A 16,563-nucleotide genomic window follows, 5' to 3' on the forward strand; every position below is an offset into this window, starting at 1 on the left:
ATGGATGTTTGAGTGGTTTCTCCGACACACTACCTTTGATTTTCCCACTCTTCAAATGTACGGAGCTTTTTCAGAAATCAAATACTAGTCCTATAACAGTGCAACCTATCAATTTACCATTAGCGTTCCTAAAGAAGCTGGAGAGCCTTTAGAAGCTGTTTCAATACTACAGCGTCCAAATGTAGAAACAATTGCATTTGATGAAAGTCAACAAAATGCTTTTAAAGGTAACAGTTTCGCCGGTGGCACTGCCTTACATTTGGCTAGTATTGGTGGCACTCTCCCATCTCCACCTAACAAGCAAATGGTAGTATTTGATCCGCCTATCGCTCCTGGTAGAACTGTAACAGTCGAGATAGTAAGCAAGAAAAATCCTCAGCTTGGAGGAGTCTATCTTTTTGGCGTTACTGCTTATCCAGCAGGAGAAAATGGTATTGGTCAGTTTTTAGGTTACGGTAGTCTACACTTTTACAAGTAGCTTTTAAACTGTGGTAGAGCTACGAATCATAATTCCCTTCTGCATTTAGCAAGAAAGCAAGAACTGCCCTCTGCTTTTCTTGCTAAAGTCTTTCCACTAGAAGACTTTCAGGTTTTGATTTTATTTTACAACTAAGCCTTCAGCAAGACAGCAAGAACTGCCTAAGCTTCATTCCATTCCTCTCTAATCGTCCTTTTCAAAAGACTTAGGGGCGAAAGATATACCACGCAGGACTTGACCAACCTTGGGGGCAAGGATAACGCGGAACTGCTCAGACGTAGCCTGCGTAACTGTTGTGTTGGAAAGTCTATCAGTGATGGCAACCACTTGGTTTGGATCTGCTCCTTGATCGCCACTGCCGCTAATGGTCGAAGTTACTGCATACAATCTGACCGTGCCATCACGATTGACTTGGCCTGTCAGATTGCGAAGACCATCTGTTGCGGGATTGTCAGTAGCAGGTAAACCAGCTACGGTGTATTGCTGACCAAGATTCAAACCTTTTTGCAAAACGTAGTCTAATTGCCAAGTGCCGTTTACCAAACTCCACTTCTGAAGACCTGCGGTAGTGCTGGTTGCGGCATCAGCAGCAACACCGTCGCCTTCATCGGCAACATACAGCGTGGTTGAGTTGGCAAACCAAATACCAAAGGGATAGTAGATGGGTTGGACAGTTCCATTCAAGTTCTTGCCGGTCTTAGCGAGGTTCGTGGGGAAGCCAGGCAGGATAGTAATTGATGTATTAGCTGCATTGGCGCGGGTTGGTAACCTACCTGCCTTACCGACCTGGTACACAGTATTTATTCCGTTACTACCACTACCTTTCGTTACATATAAGGTGTTATTGAAAATAGTCTCGCCTCGGAAATTGTTGTCTTTGGCAGTCTTGTCGGCTGTATAGCCATATTGAGTAATGTTGAATGATCCTACCTGATTAGTGCCAGGAGTTGATGGAGTCGCCTTCTTACCAGGAATGACAATCTGCACACCTGCCGCAGCTGTGACGGATGGTGAACCGTTGCCATTACCAGCATTACCCACAGTGTAGTACAAACCGTTTGAACCTAGTATCCCTGCACGACCATTGTTCCCGGGATATGCGTTGGTTGTAGTTACCTTGGGGGTAAGAAAACGGTGAGAGATAAAGTGTCCATCATCAAAGTTGATTTGCGCTACTGCCCTATAGGTAGGAATTGTTGTCACAGGGTTGCCCGGTTCGATAATCCCGGGCGTGTTAGAGTTTGACACGTCGAGCTGGTTGATTGGGCTAACGTAACCCATGAAAGTCAACCCTTTGCCGTCGGGTGTAAGATTTAAGGCTAATTCCGATTTGGACGGAAAGCTGGTAGTAATGACACTAGGATCGACGTACATTGTACGGATCTCTCTGCCACAAGTAGTAATTTCCTGGAGGAAAATTGGCGAAGTGATGCCAAAACTGCTATCAACTGTATCATTGTTGAAAACGTCTGGATAAGTGCCGTTTGCGATCGCTATACCCCCACCCGGAAGTGTCTGACCGACAGTTACGGTACTAGCTGTACCTGCATAAGTACTGCCAGAAATAATCAGGCGATCTGAATTAGAACATTTATCATCCTTGTTCCAATCATTAGCTATTTGGACTATGGGCCAGGAGTAGTCAGATGTAATTGCTGGAGGCTGTAAGTATTGAATTGGGATCATGATGTTTGTATATGCTGTATAAACCGATTTTCAGAGACTCAAATCATCTTTTTTTGCAACGATGTATGTATCCGCAACAAATTTTGTCTTCATACCTTTGGTAGATCGTGGCAAGCAGAATAATTGCTTGCTTATCCTGAAGTATTGAGGAGATACAAGTTTTGTGAGCTTTGCGGTACACCGATTCGCTCTAAGCGCAGGTACTAGAAACTGATGTGTTAAATACTACATCAATTTCTTCATTTGTTTTTTTATTCCTCGTACTCCCTGCGCTCTTGATCTATTCGGTATTTTTCTATTTGCAAGTTCCTACAGTCCAGTGGTAATGTCTGGGTTCTATCAATCTGAACACCTTGCAGTCGTTGAGGATTTAAACCTAGAACCTGTAATGTAGTTGGAGCAATTTGGGTGGTAGAAACAGTTTGACTGATAGTTGTACCTTGGAGATTACGGGAAAATCCAGTGCTACCGACAATTAGGGCTACGTGGGTATCAGCATCAGTAAATCCACCATGTTCTGCACGCTTTTTGGTAGCATTACCAAAGAAATAGCCAGTTTTGAGTGGAATAATAATGTCAGGGGTGCGTTCGTTTGTTCTTGGATCTCCCAGTCCGGCATTGATTATGCTTTGACCATACAATACCTGACCCTGAGCAGCAGCATCCTCAGTTGAAAATAAAGTATTTCCTGTGGGATCGCTTACTTGATCAGCAGCAGTATCAAATGAGTAATTTTTGGATTTCAGCAAGGCTACTGCTTTTCGGACATTAGATGGAGATGGCTTTTTCAAGAATATCAGTGAGGAAGTATCTTGACCTCCCTCAGAAGCAATCTGGATGTGGTTTCTTACTAGGAGAGAACCAAAAGCAGTCAGGTTTCCATCGCCACCAGCAGCACCAGTAACACTATCAAATGTACTGCTCAAACCAACAGTCGGATCTTGAACTGGATTTTGTCCGTGCTTGGCAGTTAAAATCACTAAAGTTGAACTGTCTAATCCTTTCTTTTTCAGTTCATTCAAAATCAGACCGATGCTCGCATCAGTATGGGCTACTGCACTTACCAGATCAGGACGGGCATTACCATCTTTGTCAATCCCGCCACCATTAAACTGAGAGGCAGTTTCTTTCTCGCCGACGCTCACAGCTTGGAAATTTAAGCCAAAAATTGCCGGAGTGCCTACTTTTATCGTACCAGAATCGTTCAATCCATCAATCTCGTTTAATATCTGCTTAACCTTGAGATCGTCGTAGGCTGAGGTTGTTGCTACACTTGTGAACTGGTTGGCGCTAAAGCCAGCAGGTGGAGTCTTAAACAGAGCCGGATTACCCTTTGTCCCGTCGTTAAAGAAAGCCGATGTGATTTGAGAGTTGGTGTTGGAGTAAGGAGTACCTGTAGATTGATCGACTAAAGCCCCAAGGGTGTTGGGGAGAAGTCCTGGCTTCGTTGGATCAATCGCCACTGCCGCGTTAATTTCTAGTGAAGAGTAATCGCTAATGCTACCGACTTGACCCGTTGCCAAATTAAACTTCGTTGGGTCTTGTGTATTTCCAGCGAGGATGGTGTAAGCTGCGGGATGCTTGTCAGACCAAGCGGTACGTAGTCCAGCCGCACTAGCTACGTCAAAAATGGTATTTACTTTCAGGTACTGGTTGGGGTAAACAGGGTTGCCATTGCTATCAACTGGCAATTGGGTTTGATCAAATCCCTGACCGCCATCTAAGGTGCCACCCTTACCATTATTCCAAGATGCATCAACGTTTTCAGCAAATTCTATGACAGTACCGGGTTTGGCGGTGCCTGCGGTGATTTGGGCAGCAGTGGTACCTGGGGCATACAAGGCGCGACTGTAGGATTTATCATAAAATACACCTGTCGTACCGGGGTTAGCACCAGTGATATAGTTTAGCTCCCCAGGAAAGGAATCTGATGGTGCAGAAGCAAAAGCATTGGTGTATGTCACACCTTCTCTCTGCAAACGCTTGATATTTTTCAAAGAAGATTGCAGATTAGCAACTGATAGATCCGAGTTGTGCAATCCATCAATCGAAATAATCAGAACATGACTAAAGCGGGCAGTTGTATTTCCGGGACTGATTGCTTGGACACCAGGAATCAGGGTGTTGCTAAGAATCGTCGCGGTCAACACCCCAGAAAGCGTTTTCTTCATTGTGTGTAACTAAATTGGAAAAATGGCTTATGATTTCAAAAATCTGTAAAAATCCGTAATTCAAGGGCTACTTTTTTTGGCAATGGCTCTCGCCTAGCTATTTATCAAAGACTCCAAGAATTAACCCATTGAGAGCATTGAAGAGGCAGAGCGAAATATATTCACAGATATTGATTACAAATATGCGCGGGTATTAAATGCTTGCAGTGGATTTTACGTTATTTTGCTGATTAGTGGAAAGCACAAATTTCATTAAATCAATAAAAACGTAAACAACGCAAGTAGACTGAATCTTCCTTTACCAAATCTTTATAATTACTTCTGATATAGCAAAAATAAATTCAGGACTATTTTAACCCGTTTTAGCAATCATCAAGACGATCAATAATTGTTAATCACACTTTTTATAAAGCTTTCAGAGTTATAGAATTTCAAATTTAGGTAATAATTTTCTGCCTGAGTTTTTAAATTTTCAGTAAAGTTAAGGTTTTGTTAATATTTAATTAATGTGATAATGCAAACAACAATGGCGTTGTTGCACAAATCAGAAAGTGAAAAATTTCGGGGGAGATGGGCAGGGCAAACGTATGGTATTTCTGAAACCCTTGCAGCACAAAGATATTGATGAAAAAATCGCCTAATCATCAACTGTCAAGCCAATATCTGCAATTAATCGGGTGAGTTTTGTCAAGAATGAGCTACACCGCCACCACACAATCGCTTTAGCACAAGTTGATATTGATACTTGGCTCGAATTACACTCTCAATTGCAAAGACACCACGCATTGCCAGAATTGAACAGTATCGATTTCGCAGAGACCCCAAGGCTTACTTTGCTAATCTAGAGAGTCGTCTTCTCTAGTGAATTTTACCACACTAGATTTTTTCTACATACCAGCCATCTGCGTTTAGCCTGATTACCTCTGCTCGGTCTTTAACTTTCTGTGGTACATCAGCAGTCCTTAGATTTAAGAGGGTTTTGTTTTGTTCCGATGTTAGAAATCCCCTTAGACGAGCGCCCATATTTTTGGTCACCTCGGTACATATCTTATCCGTATTTATTTATCTTTACATAGTTTAGTTTTTTCGCGCCGACCCACTTATGCCTTACCAAAATATAACCAAAACTTATTTCTAGCTTAACCCTGAAGTATAAAGATTTGTAGTTGAAGCTCAGATTTATTATAGAAACCTCAAATGATGAATTTCCAAAATAAAAGGTGTTTATTAGGACTTCTACTACTAAATACACTGAGTGCAAATATACAATCAGTTAGCGCTCGGACTACCAGCCCCGTTGGTAACTTAGTGGGTGGAGGCGCTTTGCTACCCACAGGTCAAATTATCACACCCGCAGCAGCACCCGGCTCGATTTTTGCACCTTTAGCAACTGGTTTGCGTACAGATGATAATGCTGATGCTGCTGAAGCCGTAAGCACAGCCCTTAGCCCCAATGGAAAAACTCTACTGGTGCTTACCAGTGGCTATAACCAGAACTTCAAGAATGAAAATACAGGTAGTAATTTAACTTACCCTGTATTAGACCCACTAACTGGTAAACCAAGTGGGACAACAACCCCCAAAGCCGAATGGGTTTTTGTCTATGATGTCACTAATGGAAAGTTAGTTAAAAGACAACAGATCAACATTCCCAATACCTATAATGGTTTAGTTTGGGCTAAAGATGGCTCGCGTTTCTTTGTATCAGGCGGTATTGACGATCGCATCTATGTTTATGGCTCTAATGGCAATGAGTACGTACCGCAAGCACCCTTTATTTTACTAGGACATAATTCTAACCCAACAGACCCCTTCCCTAAATATGATGGTGGTTTGTTGAAAAACACACCAGCTAAAGCTGTGTCAACAGGAGCAGTTGTCGCAGGTTTAGCAGTTAGTAAAGACGGCAATACTTTAGTAGCTGCTAACTTTGAAAATGACTCCATATCAATTGTTGATACCAATAACCGCCAGGTAACTAAAGAAATTAAGTTTTTTAAGGCAGGCGATAAAATTGCAACTGGGGAATTTCCTTTTGATGTCGCCATCAAAAATACAGCAGATGGTAAAGCAGCTAAAGTCTTCATCAGCAGTCAGCGCGATAACGAAGTGCTTGCTGTTACCATTACTACAGGACAAATTCACCGCATACTTGTACAAAGCCAGCCAAATAAGGTATTGCTCTCACCTGACCAAAATCGATTGTACGTAGCTAACGGTAACAATGACTCGATTTCTGTCATTGACACCAATAGCAATCAGGTAGTGCAGACAATTTCTTTATCTCGACCTGGTGAAAAGTATAAAGGTGCAAATCCGAATTCTCTAGCTCTCAATCCAGATAGGCAAACACTTTACGTCACATTGGGCGGTGAAAACGCTGTAGCTGTTGTAGACTTGCGTTCTAGTCAAGTGGCTGGACGTATCCCTACAGGTTGGTATCCAAATTCTGTAAGTGTGAGCGCTGATGGTCAAAAACTCTACGTTGTGAATGCCAAAAGTAATTCTGGCCCTAACCCATCGAACAGTCGGACTACAACAGCCGGACAAGGACGTAACACTAATTTTAAAAATGACTACACTTGGGCATTAGAAAAAGCCGGAATTTCAATTATTCCGTTGCCAAAAGGCGCAACCTTGGCTAATCTTTCCGCTCAGGTGGACAAAAATAATGGCTTCTACAATCGCCGTCCCGATCGCACAATGAGGTATTTGCAAGGTAAAATTAAGCACGTTATTTACATACTTAAAGAAAACCGTACTTATGACCAAGTACTCGGTGATTTACCTCTTGGTAATGGCGATCCAGCACTCACTTTATTCCCACAGCGTATTTCACCCAACCATCACAAGCTGTCCCTTGGCTTTGCAACTTTTGATAACTTCTACGACAGTGGGGAATCCAGTGGAGTCGGCTGGAACTGGTCTACCTACGGTCGGACTACAGACTACACCGAAAAAACTCAATCAGTTCTTTACGGTAACGCTGGCTTTAACGGCTTAACCTACGATTACGAAGGTACAAATCGCAATATCAGTATCGCACTAGGGCAAACTTCCGCGAATAACTCCCCAATTAATACCCGTTTAACGGGTATTTTAGATCCTTCTGGGCAGTCTTCCATACTGCCTGGAGACAGGGATGTTGATGCTCCCGAAGGTGATGGTAATCTTGAACCAAATGCTATTGGTGGTTATCTGTGGGATACGGCGCTACGTGGTGGAAAAACTGTACGTAATTACGGTTTCTTTGTTGATAATGCAATTCCCTACACCACTAGCCAAGCCGATCCGACTAAACCCGATCCCAAAAACCCGGCTTATATCCCGATCTCTCCAACCCCGTACGCTGACAAGATTCCTCAAGCTCCCGTTACTAAAACTGTACTATTGGATAAAACCGATCTTTATTTCCGCTCATTCGATCAAAATAATGCTGATACTTATTTGTACAGCGAATGGGAAAGGGATTTGAAGCAAAATGGACTACCAAATTTAATGCTTGTGCGTTTATCTCACGATCATTTTGGTTCTTTTGGTACTGCTTTGGCTGGGCTAAATACTCCTGAACTGCAAATGGCAGATAATGACTATGCTATTGGCAAGCTAGTAGAGAAAATTTCTCATCTGCCGGAGTGGAAAGAAACAGCCATTTTCATCATTGAAGATGATTCTCAAAATGGGCCAGATCACGTTGATTCTCACCGTTCCTTAGCCTACGTGATTTCGCCCTACACAAAACGGGGTACTCTCGTCAGCACTAACTACAACACCATTAGCGTATTGCGGACAATGGAGGATTTGTTAAACATTGGCTATTTGGCAATTACTGATGCTAATGCTGAACCAATGTCAGATGCCTTCACAACAGAACCGAACTTTGAGCCTTACACAGCGATTGTGCCAGGTAACTTATGTGCTGCTCCTGTAGATCCAAAACTAGTCCCAGCTTGCCAAGATCAGAATGTTCAAAAGACAGCAGCTATGCCCATTCTCAATGCTCAAAAATGGTGGGCTGCTATGACTAAGGGCTTCAATTTTGTCGGTGAAGATAAGCTCGATCCAGAAGAATTTAACGAAATTCTCTGGGCAGGAATTAAGGGTGATAATATTCCTTATCCTGAAGAACGTAACCGTAAAAATTTGCGGCAAAATCGCGCTCAAATGTTAAAGCATTGGCAATTGAGTCAAAGGGATAAGGGAGCATCCCAGTTTTTTGCAAAGAGGGCGAAAATCAGTCAGGATAATTAAGACGAGTGTATTTACTTACCGATGACACCAGAACAAAAGCAAGCCCTCCAAGAACATATTCAAGCGATCGCTAAAATATTGTACGAAGACACTTCAGCAGAAAGACTCACAAGCCTTGCAGGAATTGAAGAAGCAGTGCGAAGTCAAATGCAGAAGCACGTCATGCCAGAAGTAGGGGTTTTTTTATCGAAACAGTTACAGGCACAAGTACAGGGTATCAAAGACGACTAAAAAGTATTCTGGGAGAATTGCCAATCACAAGCAAGCAAGCGCAGCAGTTGGAAGTCCCTTCTAGTAATCAACTAAGTCCGTATCTGGAAATTTGCTGTCTACGGGTGAGTGCCAATGTCAGCTATGAAGATGCGGCAGCAGATATCGAGTATTTTACAGGCGTACAAGTTTCCCGCAGCAGTCAACAGAGATTGGTGCATCGTCAAAACTTTGAATTGCCGACACAAGAAGGCACGGTTAAAGAATTAAGCGTCGATGGTGGAAACATTCGTGTCCGCACTACTGAAGGTGAAATATGTGCTTGGCTTGGCTATAAAGCGATTAGCTTACATCATCTAGGAACCGTTGGAACGTCTTTTCAAGATAATCAGGTTGTAATTGATTGGGTTAATAATCAACCACTGGCTAACACACTCACTTGTATTGGTGATGGACATGACGGTATTTGGAATATAATTGACCAATTAGCGCCTGATGTACAACGCCGGGAAGTACTTGATTGGTTCCATTTGATAGAAAACCTCCACAAAGTTGGGGGTTCACAAAAACGCTTGAAACAAGCACAAGCTCTACTATGGAAAGGTAAAGTTGAGGCTACTATTGCCTTATTCGCTGATTGTAAGGGTAAACAAGCACAAAACTTTTGCCGTTATCTCGATAAACATTGCGATCGCATAATTAATTACGAATACTATCAAGCTGAACAAATTTGTTCGATTGGTTCTGGGTCAGTTGAATCTGCCGTTAAACAGGTTGACCGTCGAACTAAGATTTCTGGAGCGCAATGGAAACGAGAAAATGTGCCTCAAGTCCTTGCCCATCGCTGTGCCTACCTCAATGGATTATTGTCGGTTTGAGCCACTTCAAAAAGTGAGATGCTCCCGATTTAACTTATCTCAATAAAATATTTTTTAGCCGATTTTACTATTCCTAATTATAGCTAAATTATTAGAGAATATCTCTTATCTGGGTTTAGTCTTATTAGGTTATTTAGAAATGTTTTTATTTACATCTTTCGGGAGAAATAAAAATATATATATTTAGATATAACGGCTTTTATTCAAACATTTATGGTATAAAAAGAAGAGAAGTTAATCTTTAACTTCCGGTGCAAATATTCTCGGTGCAAATATGACTATCATGACAATTCGGGTAGTAGTAATTGAAGACCAAGAACTATGTAGACTTGGCATTAGAACGGCGATCGCACAAGAATCAGACATGGAACTGTGCGGTGAGGCTAGCTGTGGATTGGAGGGATTAGAGTTAGTCAACTCAAAAAATCCTGATATTGTCTTGCTTGATATTGGACTACCAGATATCAACGGACTGGAAATCACAACCAGGATTAAGAAGCACACTCTATCCAAAGTTATTATCCTTAGTGCTTATTCCAGTCAAAATATGATTAACGAAGCTTTCGCCTGTGGTGCTGATTCATATTTCTTAAAGACGACCAAAATCGACTCGATTAAAAACGCTATCCGTAGTATCTATCAAAACGAAGAATATCTTGACCAAGCGATTATCAAGAGATTTCTGGAATTGAACCATCGTCAGAATACAAAGATTAAAGGGAAAAGGTACAATGAGTTGCCTACAACTCAAGAAATTGAAATTCTCAAATTAATTGCCAGTGGCTACTCCAATAAGGAAATCGCTAATCAACTATTCATCAGTATTAGCACAGTCAAATCCCACACTGGCAACCTTTTTCTCAAGTTGGGAGCTAGAGATCGGGTCAATGCCATTATTAAAGCTCAAAGTTTTGGCTACCTAGAACCTTCGGCGCAAGACTGGAGAGCTACTGGTTGATTAATTTTTCTTGTTTTTTTGCATTTGAATTAAGCAATATCCTTTCAAACGATTTTCATCTTGACAAGCAGCCAGAGTTTGCTGATTATCAACAAAGAGCTTATAAGTTTGCTTACCTTCGGTGGATTTTACCCATTGTAAAATCTTCAAGTCGTTGTTTGACAAGATGACTGATTGATTTTGACCCAAGTTAGTCATCACGTTCCAAGTCGTAAATGAAGCAAGCATCGCACCGGCTGCTGTCACTCCTCCTACCAGAGTGCAGATAGACCAAAAATGCATCTGAGAATTGCCTGTAGATAATCGCATCTCTTTTGGTGTCGAGGATGCAGATGATGTCGATGATTGTATCAGCTTCGGCATTTGTTCAGTTAAGACATCACGCACAGCATTACTGACTACAGTGTTGTTCATTGATTGGGCTGTTTTAGAAGTATTCGCCACTTTCTCTTCGATTGTTAGTACCCAAGCTTCAATCATTGCCTCCATTCGTGCTTGCAGTGAAATCATTGTCTCTTCATATCTGCCAAGTGTTGCCATGACTTGAAACATCGGGTCATCTTCTGCTAACCCCAATTGCTGTGCTGTTTCAACAATCCTCTGTTGTTCGGCTTCAGAATACCCCTGCAATATTTCTGATGTTCTCACCTGTTGATACTCCTAAGTAAATACTAGCGAATTGATTATTTTTTACAGCATCAAAGAAATTTTTTAGCCAGTGATAAATATATGAGCGATATAGCACATATAGGGATTGCTCATGAAAACATTGTGAGTAAGGTTTGCTTAAATCCTCCATTCCTTGATAGTGATCTCTGTGCAAGGCTGTTAATCTAATTTCTGTGCCCCCAATCAATGGCAATTTCTGCTGTACTAATTGGTTGTACTCTTTAAACCTCGTATCAAAATGTTGATTTTTTACTATGACATAATTAGCATTGTCCGTTGCAAAATCTAATAGCTGCAAGAAATATTCCATGCAATCACTTCTATGGGAAATTGGCTGTAAGAATGTTAATTTCCAATTGAGTTCAGCCAAAACAGTAAAAAAATCAGCCTCATATATGTAGTTACAGGTTTCTTCGATATATTGTCCCGGCATATCTACAAAAATCACATCTAATGAGTCATTAAGTAAATCGTCTAACACCAAATCCGGGTTGTCAGTGAAAAAATTTAAGCTTTCTATTGGCACTATACCTTCATAAGCTTTGAACTTATTACGGTTGTCATGGTTATAAATCTTAACAGTTTGATTTTGACTAAGGAATAGTTCAATCAATAACTTGATAACTGTAGACTTTCCCACACGCGAGTCACCTACAGTCATAACTAAACGTCTCATCAAGGGTATAGGGGTATAAGAGTGTAGGGGTGTAGGGGTGTAGGGGTTTAAGGGTGTAGGGGTGTAGGGGTGTAGGGGTTTAAGAATTAAGGTTTTAACGTTCTTGCGTCTGATTTTGTAATGAACGAATTAAAAAAAACAAAAGCTTACTTACTGATTCACATTGATTTAAAGCATTATTAATCATTTCAGGTGAATCTAGTTTCACTCTTATTGACAATAATAAATGTGTCTCTAATTCTTTAAGAGAACCTTGAGATATATATAAAAATTGAATATATTCCCCACGAGTTCTTCTTCCATAATCTTCTGCAATATTAGCTGGAATTGATACAGCAGCACGACGAATATGTGATATCATTCCATAAGTTTCTTCCTGGGGAAATGTTTTAGTGACTTGATAACAAATCTCAGCGAGGTTCATTGATTCTTGCCAAACTTTTAAATCTTGATAAAATTGTATAGATGAACTTTTCATTGTTTATGTATTTTTAATTTCTCAAAAACATTCTATCATTATATAGTTGTTTTACACCCCTACACCCTTATACCCTTACCCCCTTGTATCGACATCGTTTAATCCTAAAATGCTTTTTGCCAACCCAACTTGTTCCTTGAATTTGCTAATCCAAGTACTTACCCTTCCTTTGACTGATGGCTTTTCTCTTTGCTCTATTCCTTGATTAAATGTCAAGCTATTCTTATCTAAATAATCATAAGCGTGTTCTATCAAATCTGGCATCGTTATTTCAATAAAGGGAATATTGCTTTCTACTAAGATATCCCTCATCGCTGTTATGTCTGACGATTCTTTATATCTTACAAAATTATCTGGCGAACCGAAGAACAAATTCTTCACTACGACATAATCTACTTTGTCTTGACAAAAATCATATAGAGTTGTCAACTGCTTGACTGAATCCATTACTCGACTAATTACAACTACGATTGTTACTCGCATATCATATAATTCATCAACTGTAGACAAGAACTTCATTTGTTCTACAACATCTTTTAAAATTCTCATAGACTGTGGTGGTAATTCCAATAAGAATAAAGACTTTCCTCTTATAACTGCCCCTTCTGTGTCTAAACTATCCTCTATTAACTCTTTCAAATCATCTAGAAAAATGTCCACATTCCCTTCTGTAAAAAAATCTAATTCTCTCACCAGACATTTATCCCCATAAAATCTGCTTAAATGAGAATTAGATATGTCCGCATCAAAAGCCAAAAATTCTTTTTTCATATCCAAATATGTTTGCGCTAATCCTCTGGCGAAAGTACTTTTCCCTACTCCTCCTTTATCTCCTGTCACTATCACTAATCTCCGACTCCACTGTTTTTTATTGGTAACTACGGTTTTTGTTTGTGGCAGGACTGTATTTTCTGCTTCTGTTTTTTCACCTATGGTTACTGCTTCTGGCATCTGCTGTATATCTTCTGTGCTTTCTGCTTTTGTTGTTTCATCTCTTAGCAAGAGTAATTCTTCTACTCCGTTAAGGATCTCTGCCTCATCATTTAAAATAGCTGTCATCTGATTTTCTCCTCTATTTCATGTTTAACCAGTTTCGGGGTTTAGTCCAGTGCTAGCATCTCTGCTGAAAAGTAGTCTAATAGGTTGAAATACATTGGTTTTAAATCCTTGAAATTGTCAATTGATTTATTAACCATTGTTCCCAGAGCTTGTAATATTAATCCTTGTTCTAGTACCTGATTTAAATCCGACTCATTTAATTTATTTAAATGGTAATAAACTAGCAAATCTAATGATTGAGCTATCAATAAATTTGCCGACCTGATCACCAAATCTTCATAAACATATTCATAACTGCTGACTGACCTTAGTACTGTCTTCAATACTTGAAAATATCTAGTTCTGAAGTCAATCCCATTTAAATCAATAGTCTGAGGATAGCTAGCTGGCAATGGAAGCTTTTTAAAAATAAACTTTAAATATAAATCAATACTATTTGATGACCAAGAATCACTATTTTGAAAATACAAATACTTAATCAAAGAATCTTTCTGAGAGTAATCTATTTGTTGAAATAAGTATTTGGGTTGCTCAACTGCAATCATCGTGACATCATTTTTAAACACTGGCATCACATTTGTTCTTACCCATTGCATAAATTGCCTGATTATATTGTATTCTACTACCGTTGGTAGTGATATTAATGAGTAAATCGATAGAGCGCTGAGTGTCGATACCAAACTCACTTGATTATTCTCCATCATCACTAATCGTTTCTGAACTTCAATTGACCTCACTAATTCATCATTTATTGGAGCTACTATTTGCAATACATCCACTGCAAATAACTCTAGCCCTGTTGGTGTTGCTATCACTCTTACCACATAACTTGATGGATGCTCAAATTCCCAATATCGCCAAACTTCTACCATTTCTCCACTAACTTTTTTGTTCTCCCTCCTCTTACTGTAAAAGTTAACTTTTTACCATAAGAAGATACATTAAATACATCAAAATTCACTCCGTCAGAATTCTGGAGTCAGAATTCACTCCGTCAGTTTTAATCAGAATTCACTCCGTCAGTTTTAATCAGAATTCACTTTGCCAGAATGAGTGTAGCCCATGCTGAATTCTTACTTAGACACTATGGCATATTCCCCCACTCTAAAGGAATCGCTCGAAGTCTAAAAAAATATCGTACTTCTGGCTATTGCTTTTTGTTGACATCCTGTTATAAAATTAGCCCTTTTGCCTGATTCAAAGGAAAGTCATCGCAAAAGTTCAAGTTTTTTAATAGTTAATTGCTGGTTTTAGCTTGCTATTTGAAATCGAATTATTATATATTATTTAGGATGAGATTTAGCTCACATTAATTCCATAAATACATCAAGTTATTTTTCCAAATTGAGCTAAATTTAGCTTTTTTACTATCCAATTTTTCCGAGAATAAATAGTTAGCTATTAAACGAGAATAATATGCTTTTCAAAACTTCACAAATCGCCATCACTTTAGCTTTGCTCGTCGGTGGTGGTATCATCTCTTGCCAGAGTAAAACGCCTGAACAGATTGCACGCGTTGCAGAACTTGAGTTGATTGCAGCAAAGGAGAAAGCAGAAGCAGCTGAAGTCAAAAAATTTGTTGACAATACTCCTGATTTATACAAAGTCAATTGGAAAGTTTGTAGTGACGGGTTTCTCGATCGATACAACAACGGCTGTAACGAAAGTCGAGATGTCCGTGCTAAGGGTTTTTCTGAAGCCGTCCTTGTTTGGGGGCCTGTTCAAGAGGTGAAGTTTGTCACTAAGCGTCACTTCAGTCCCAATATGCAGAGTGTTGGTTTGTTCGTCAAATCTAAAGGTTGTCTGAAATTGGGCAAACCCGAAGGGGGAGATCAGTTTTACAAAATACACGAATTTTCACTTACAAAAGGTTCTGCCCTTCCAAATCCTGACAGCGCTAAAATTGATAAACTTTCTCCTGAAGATAAAACCAAAGCTATACGAGTAGCCATTGACAATGCCGAAACCGAAATTGCTTCTTTAAACAACTTCGGTGTTTCTTCCTCTGGATTTATGCCGAGTACTGCCTTACAACCTTGTCTCACCCTTGAAAAATGGAACAAGCTTTGAAAAAGAATTCAGGAGCAGATTTTTTACCCAAGTAGTTGTTACTATGGTCAGTGTAACTTAAAGGAAAAGATGTCCGCTTTATCCTTTAAAAGCGGTCATCTTTTCTTTTAAGTCACATCTGTTAGTAAGAATTGGGACTCTATTTTAAATATCCAAGTTGAAGACACTTATTTCACGACACCTCGCAAAGAGCAGTATCTTGCAATGCGGTGACAAAATGACACTCTTTAAATTAGTGCTTGAATTTATAGCAGACTTATTCCTTCGCTCTTGCCAGTGGTATCGGCGTATCAGTGGCGGTACTTGGCGCTATGTTATGGTCGATTTATCTAGAGAAACTAACTATTGGCACAAGGAAGATATTCTAGATTCCTTGTACTACTGGCACAACCAAGATATTCTAGATCCCTCAGAGATTGAATTACGAAGAGAGGATTGGGGAGAAAAACGGTTCGAGTCTGTGGCTAAGGTTGAAACACGAGATGTTCAAAATATTCAAGATATTCAAAGGAGCAATGCTTTAGATGTTAGCAAAGCAGGTTAGTGTCGAAGACTTAATTTTTTTCTCTGAGGGGAGATGCCACTTAGTTAGGATTGTGTCTTTAGGGCTACTTCCTTTTAAAAATTCAAAATTATTAATTCAAAAATCAAAATACTAACTTGCTGGCTGATATAATCCCGTATTTTCGTTAAATTCCCACCCTAATCCCGCTCTATCTTTGCCCTTACACCATGCTACAAAAAGCGGTGGGGGAAGTTTAATTCGCTCCTTGCGTACAGTTTCCTCACTTACACCAAGCCTCTTGGCTAAACCTTCTTCAGTTAACGGTTGCATTCGAGGAGTATGCCCTTGGAAGGATGAATTGTTGTAGTACGATTTTTGGCCCCGCTTTTGTTGGTTGTTGAGATAGTCTTGAATTTTAATGATCGCCTCAGCCAACTGTGTCAATCCAATTCGCAATTCGCAAGTCGCAATTCG

The 16,563-nt window shown here is 40.0% G+C and carries 12 protein-coding genes and 3 pseudogenes; 6 read left to right on the forward strand and 9 right to left on the reverse strand.

Translation table 11 applies throughout. From position 1 onward, the window contains the following. Positions 1-106: 106 nt before the first annotated feature. Positions 107-478: pseudogene (locus tag V7K38_RS04770) on the forward strand (DUF2808 domain-containing protein); the annotation flags it as partial. Positions 479-661: 183 nt separating this feature from the next. Here V7K38_RS04770 and V7K38_RS04775 read toward each other — a convergent pair. The 3 genes and pseudogenes from V7K38_RS04775 to V7K38_RS04785 all read right to left on the reverse strand — a co-directional run. Next, positions 662-2,164 (reverse strand): hypothetical protein, encoded by a 1,503-nt coding sequence (locus tag V7K38_RS04775; RefSeq protein WP_334855867.1) that lies wholly within the window; start codon positions 2,162-2,164, stop codon positions 662-664. A 251-nt stretch (positions 2,165-2,415) separates the two neighbouring features. After that, a complete protein-coding gene (locus V7K38_RS04780) occupies positions 2,416-4,335 on the reverse strand; it encodes an alkaline phosphatase family protein (protein ID WP_334855869.1) in 1,920 nt (639 codons plus the stop codon). Positions 4,336-5,214: 879 nt separating this feature from the next. Further along, a pseudogene (locus V7K38_RS04785) lies at positions 5,215-5,358 on the reverse strand (IS630-like element ISAcma27 family transposase); the annotation flags it as partial. A gap of 174 nt (positions 5,359-5,532) precedes the next feature. Here V7K38_RS04785 and V7K38_RS04790 point away from each other — a divergent pair. The 3 genes from V7K38_RS04790 to V7K38_RS04800 all read left to right on the forward strand — a co-directional run bounded on the left by V7K38_RS04790 (position 5,533) and on the right by V7K38_RS04800 (position 10,632). After that, positions 5,533-8,586: a bifunctional YncE family protein/alkaline phosphatase family protein gene (locus tag V7K38_RS04790; RefSeq protein WP_334855870.1), complete on the forward strand. Its 3,054-nt coding sequence runs from the start codon at positions 5,533-5,535 to the stop codon at positions 8,584-8,586. A gap of 21 nt (positions 8,587-8,607) precedes the next feature. Further along, positions 8,608-9,674, forward strand: a protein-coding gene (locus tag V7K38_RS04795; protein WP_334855871.1) for an ISKra4 family transposase whose coding sequence is annotated in 2 segments (ribosomal slippage) — positions 8,608-8,764 and positions 8,764-9,674 — 1,068 coding nt in all. Because the reading frame shifts where the segments join, the coding sequence is not laid out codon by codon here. A gap of 274 nt (positions 9,675-9,948) precedes the next feature. Then, the gene (locus V7K38_RS04800) at positions 9,949-10,632 is read left to right on the forward strand and encodes a response regulator transcription factor (RefSeq protein ID WP_334855874.1); all 684 of its coding nucleotides are present in this window, start codon (positions 9,949-9,951) and stop codon (positions 10,630-10,632) included. Here the strand turns inward: V7K38_RS04800 and V7K38_RS04805 are convergent, their stop codons facing one another. The 5 genes from V7K38_RS04805 to V7K38_RS04825 all read right to left on the reverse strand — a co-directional run bounded on the left by V7K38_RS04805 (position 10,633) and on the right by V7K38_RS04825 (position 14,386). Then, positions 10,633-11,280 carry a DUF6753 family protein gene (locus V7K38_RS04805; RefSeq protein WP_334855876.1) on the reverse strand — a complete coding sequence of 216 codons (648 nt, stop codon included), beginning with the start codon at positions 11,278-11,280 and terminating at the stop codon, positions 10,633-10,635. After that, positions 11,246-11,962: a hypothetical protein gene (locus V7K38_RS04810; RefSeq protein ID WP_334855878.1), complete on the reverse strand. Its 717-nt coding sequence runs from the start codon at positions 11,960-11,962 to the stop codon at positions 11,246-11,248. Before V7K38_RS04810 ends, V7K38_RS04805 begins: the two co-directional genes overlap by 35 nt. 109 nt (positions 11,963-12,071) lie before the next feature. After that, positions 12,072-12,455, reverse strand: a complete 384-nt coding sequence (locus tag V7K38_RS04815; protein WP_334855881.1) for a four helix bundle protein — start codon at positions 12,453-12,455, stop codon at positions 12,072-12,074. Positions 12,456-12,530: 75 nt separating this feature from the next. Next, entirely contained in the window at positions 12,531-13,514 is a 984-nt protein-coding gene (locus V7K38_RS04820; protein ID WP_334855883.1) for a nucleotide-binding protein, read from the reverse strand. Positions 13,515-13,555: 41 nt separating this feature from the next. Then, on the reverse strand, positions 13,556-14,386 hold the full coding sequence (locus tag V7K38_RS04825; RefSeq protein ID WP_334855885.1) for a hypothetical protein: 831 nt from the start codon (positions 14,384-14,386) through the stop codon (positions 13,556-13,558). A gap of 544 nt (positions 14,387-14,930) precedes the next feature. Between V7K38_RS04825 and V7K38_RS04830 the strand changes: the two genes are divergently transcribed. After that, positions 14,931-15,584, forward strand: a complete 654-nt coding sequence (locus V7K38_RS04830) for a hypothetical protein (RefSeq protein WP_334855887.1) — start codon at positions 14,931-14,933, stop codon at positions 15,582-15,584. A 217-nt stretch (positions 15,585-15,801) separates the two neighbouring features. Beyond that, the gene (locus V7K38_RS04835; RefSeq protein WP_334855889.1) at positions 15,802-16,128 is read left to right on the forward strand and encodes a hypothetical protein; all 327 of its coding nucleotides are present in this window, start codon (positions 15,802-15,804) and stop codon (positions 16,126-16,128) included. Positions 16,129-16,239: 111 nt separating this feature from the next. Here V7K38_RS04835 and V7K38_RS04840 read toward each other — a convergent pair. After that, a pseudogene (locus V7K38_RS04840) lies at positions 16,240-16,563 on the reverse strand (hypothetical protein); the annotation flags it as partial.

It is taken from the genome of Nostoc sp. (assembly GCF_036917465.1).
GTDB lineage: Bacteria > Cyanobacteriota > Cyanobacteriia > Cyanobacteriales > Nostocaceae > Nostoc.

Coding starts and splice junctions, on each gene's coding strand:
- V7K38_RS04775 (WP_334855867.1), bottom strand. CDS start 2,164: ATGATCCCAATTCAATACTTACAGCCTCCAGCAATTACATCTGACTAC.
- V7K38_RS04780 (WP_334855869.1), bottom strand. CDS start 4,335: ATGAAGAAAACGCTTTCTGGGGTGTTGACCGCGACGATTCTTAGCAAC.
- V7K38_RS04790 (WP_334855870.1), top strand. CDS start 5,533: ATGATGAATTTCCAAAATAAAAGGTGTTTATTAGGACTTCTACTACTA.
- V7K38_RS04800 (WP_334855874.1), top strand. CDS start 9,949: ATGACTATCATGACAATTCGGGTAGTAGTAATTGAAGACCAAGAACTA.
- V7K38_RS04810 (WP_334855878.1), bottom strand. CDS start 11,962: ATGACTGTAGGTGACTCGCGTGTGGGAAAGTCTACAGTTATCAAGTTA.
- V7K38_RS04815 (WP_334855881.1), bottom strand. CDS start 12,455: ATGAAAAGTTCATCTATACAATTTTATCAAGATTTAAAAGTTTGGCAA.
- V7K38_RS04820 (WP_334855883.1), bottom strand. CDS start 13,514: ATGACAGCTATTTTAAATGATGAGGCAGAGATCCTTAACGGAGTAGAA.
- V7K38_RS04825 (WP_334855885.1), bottom strand. CDS start 14,386: ATGGTAGAAGTTTGGCGATATTGGGAATTTGAGCATCCATCAAGTTAT.
- V7K38_RS04830 (WP_334855887.1), top strand. CDS start 14,931: ATGCTTTTCAAAACTTCACAAATCGCCATCACTTTAGCTTTGCTCGTC.
- V7K38_RS04835 (WP_334855889.1), top strand. CDS start 15,802: ATGACACTCTTTAAATTAGTGCTTGAATTTATAGCAGACTTATTCCTT.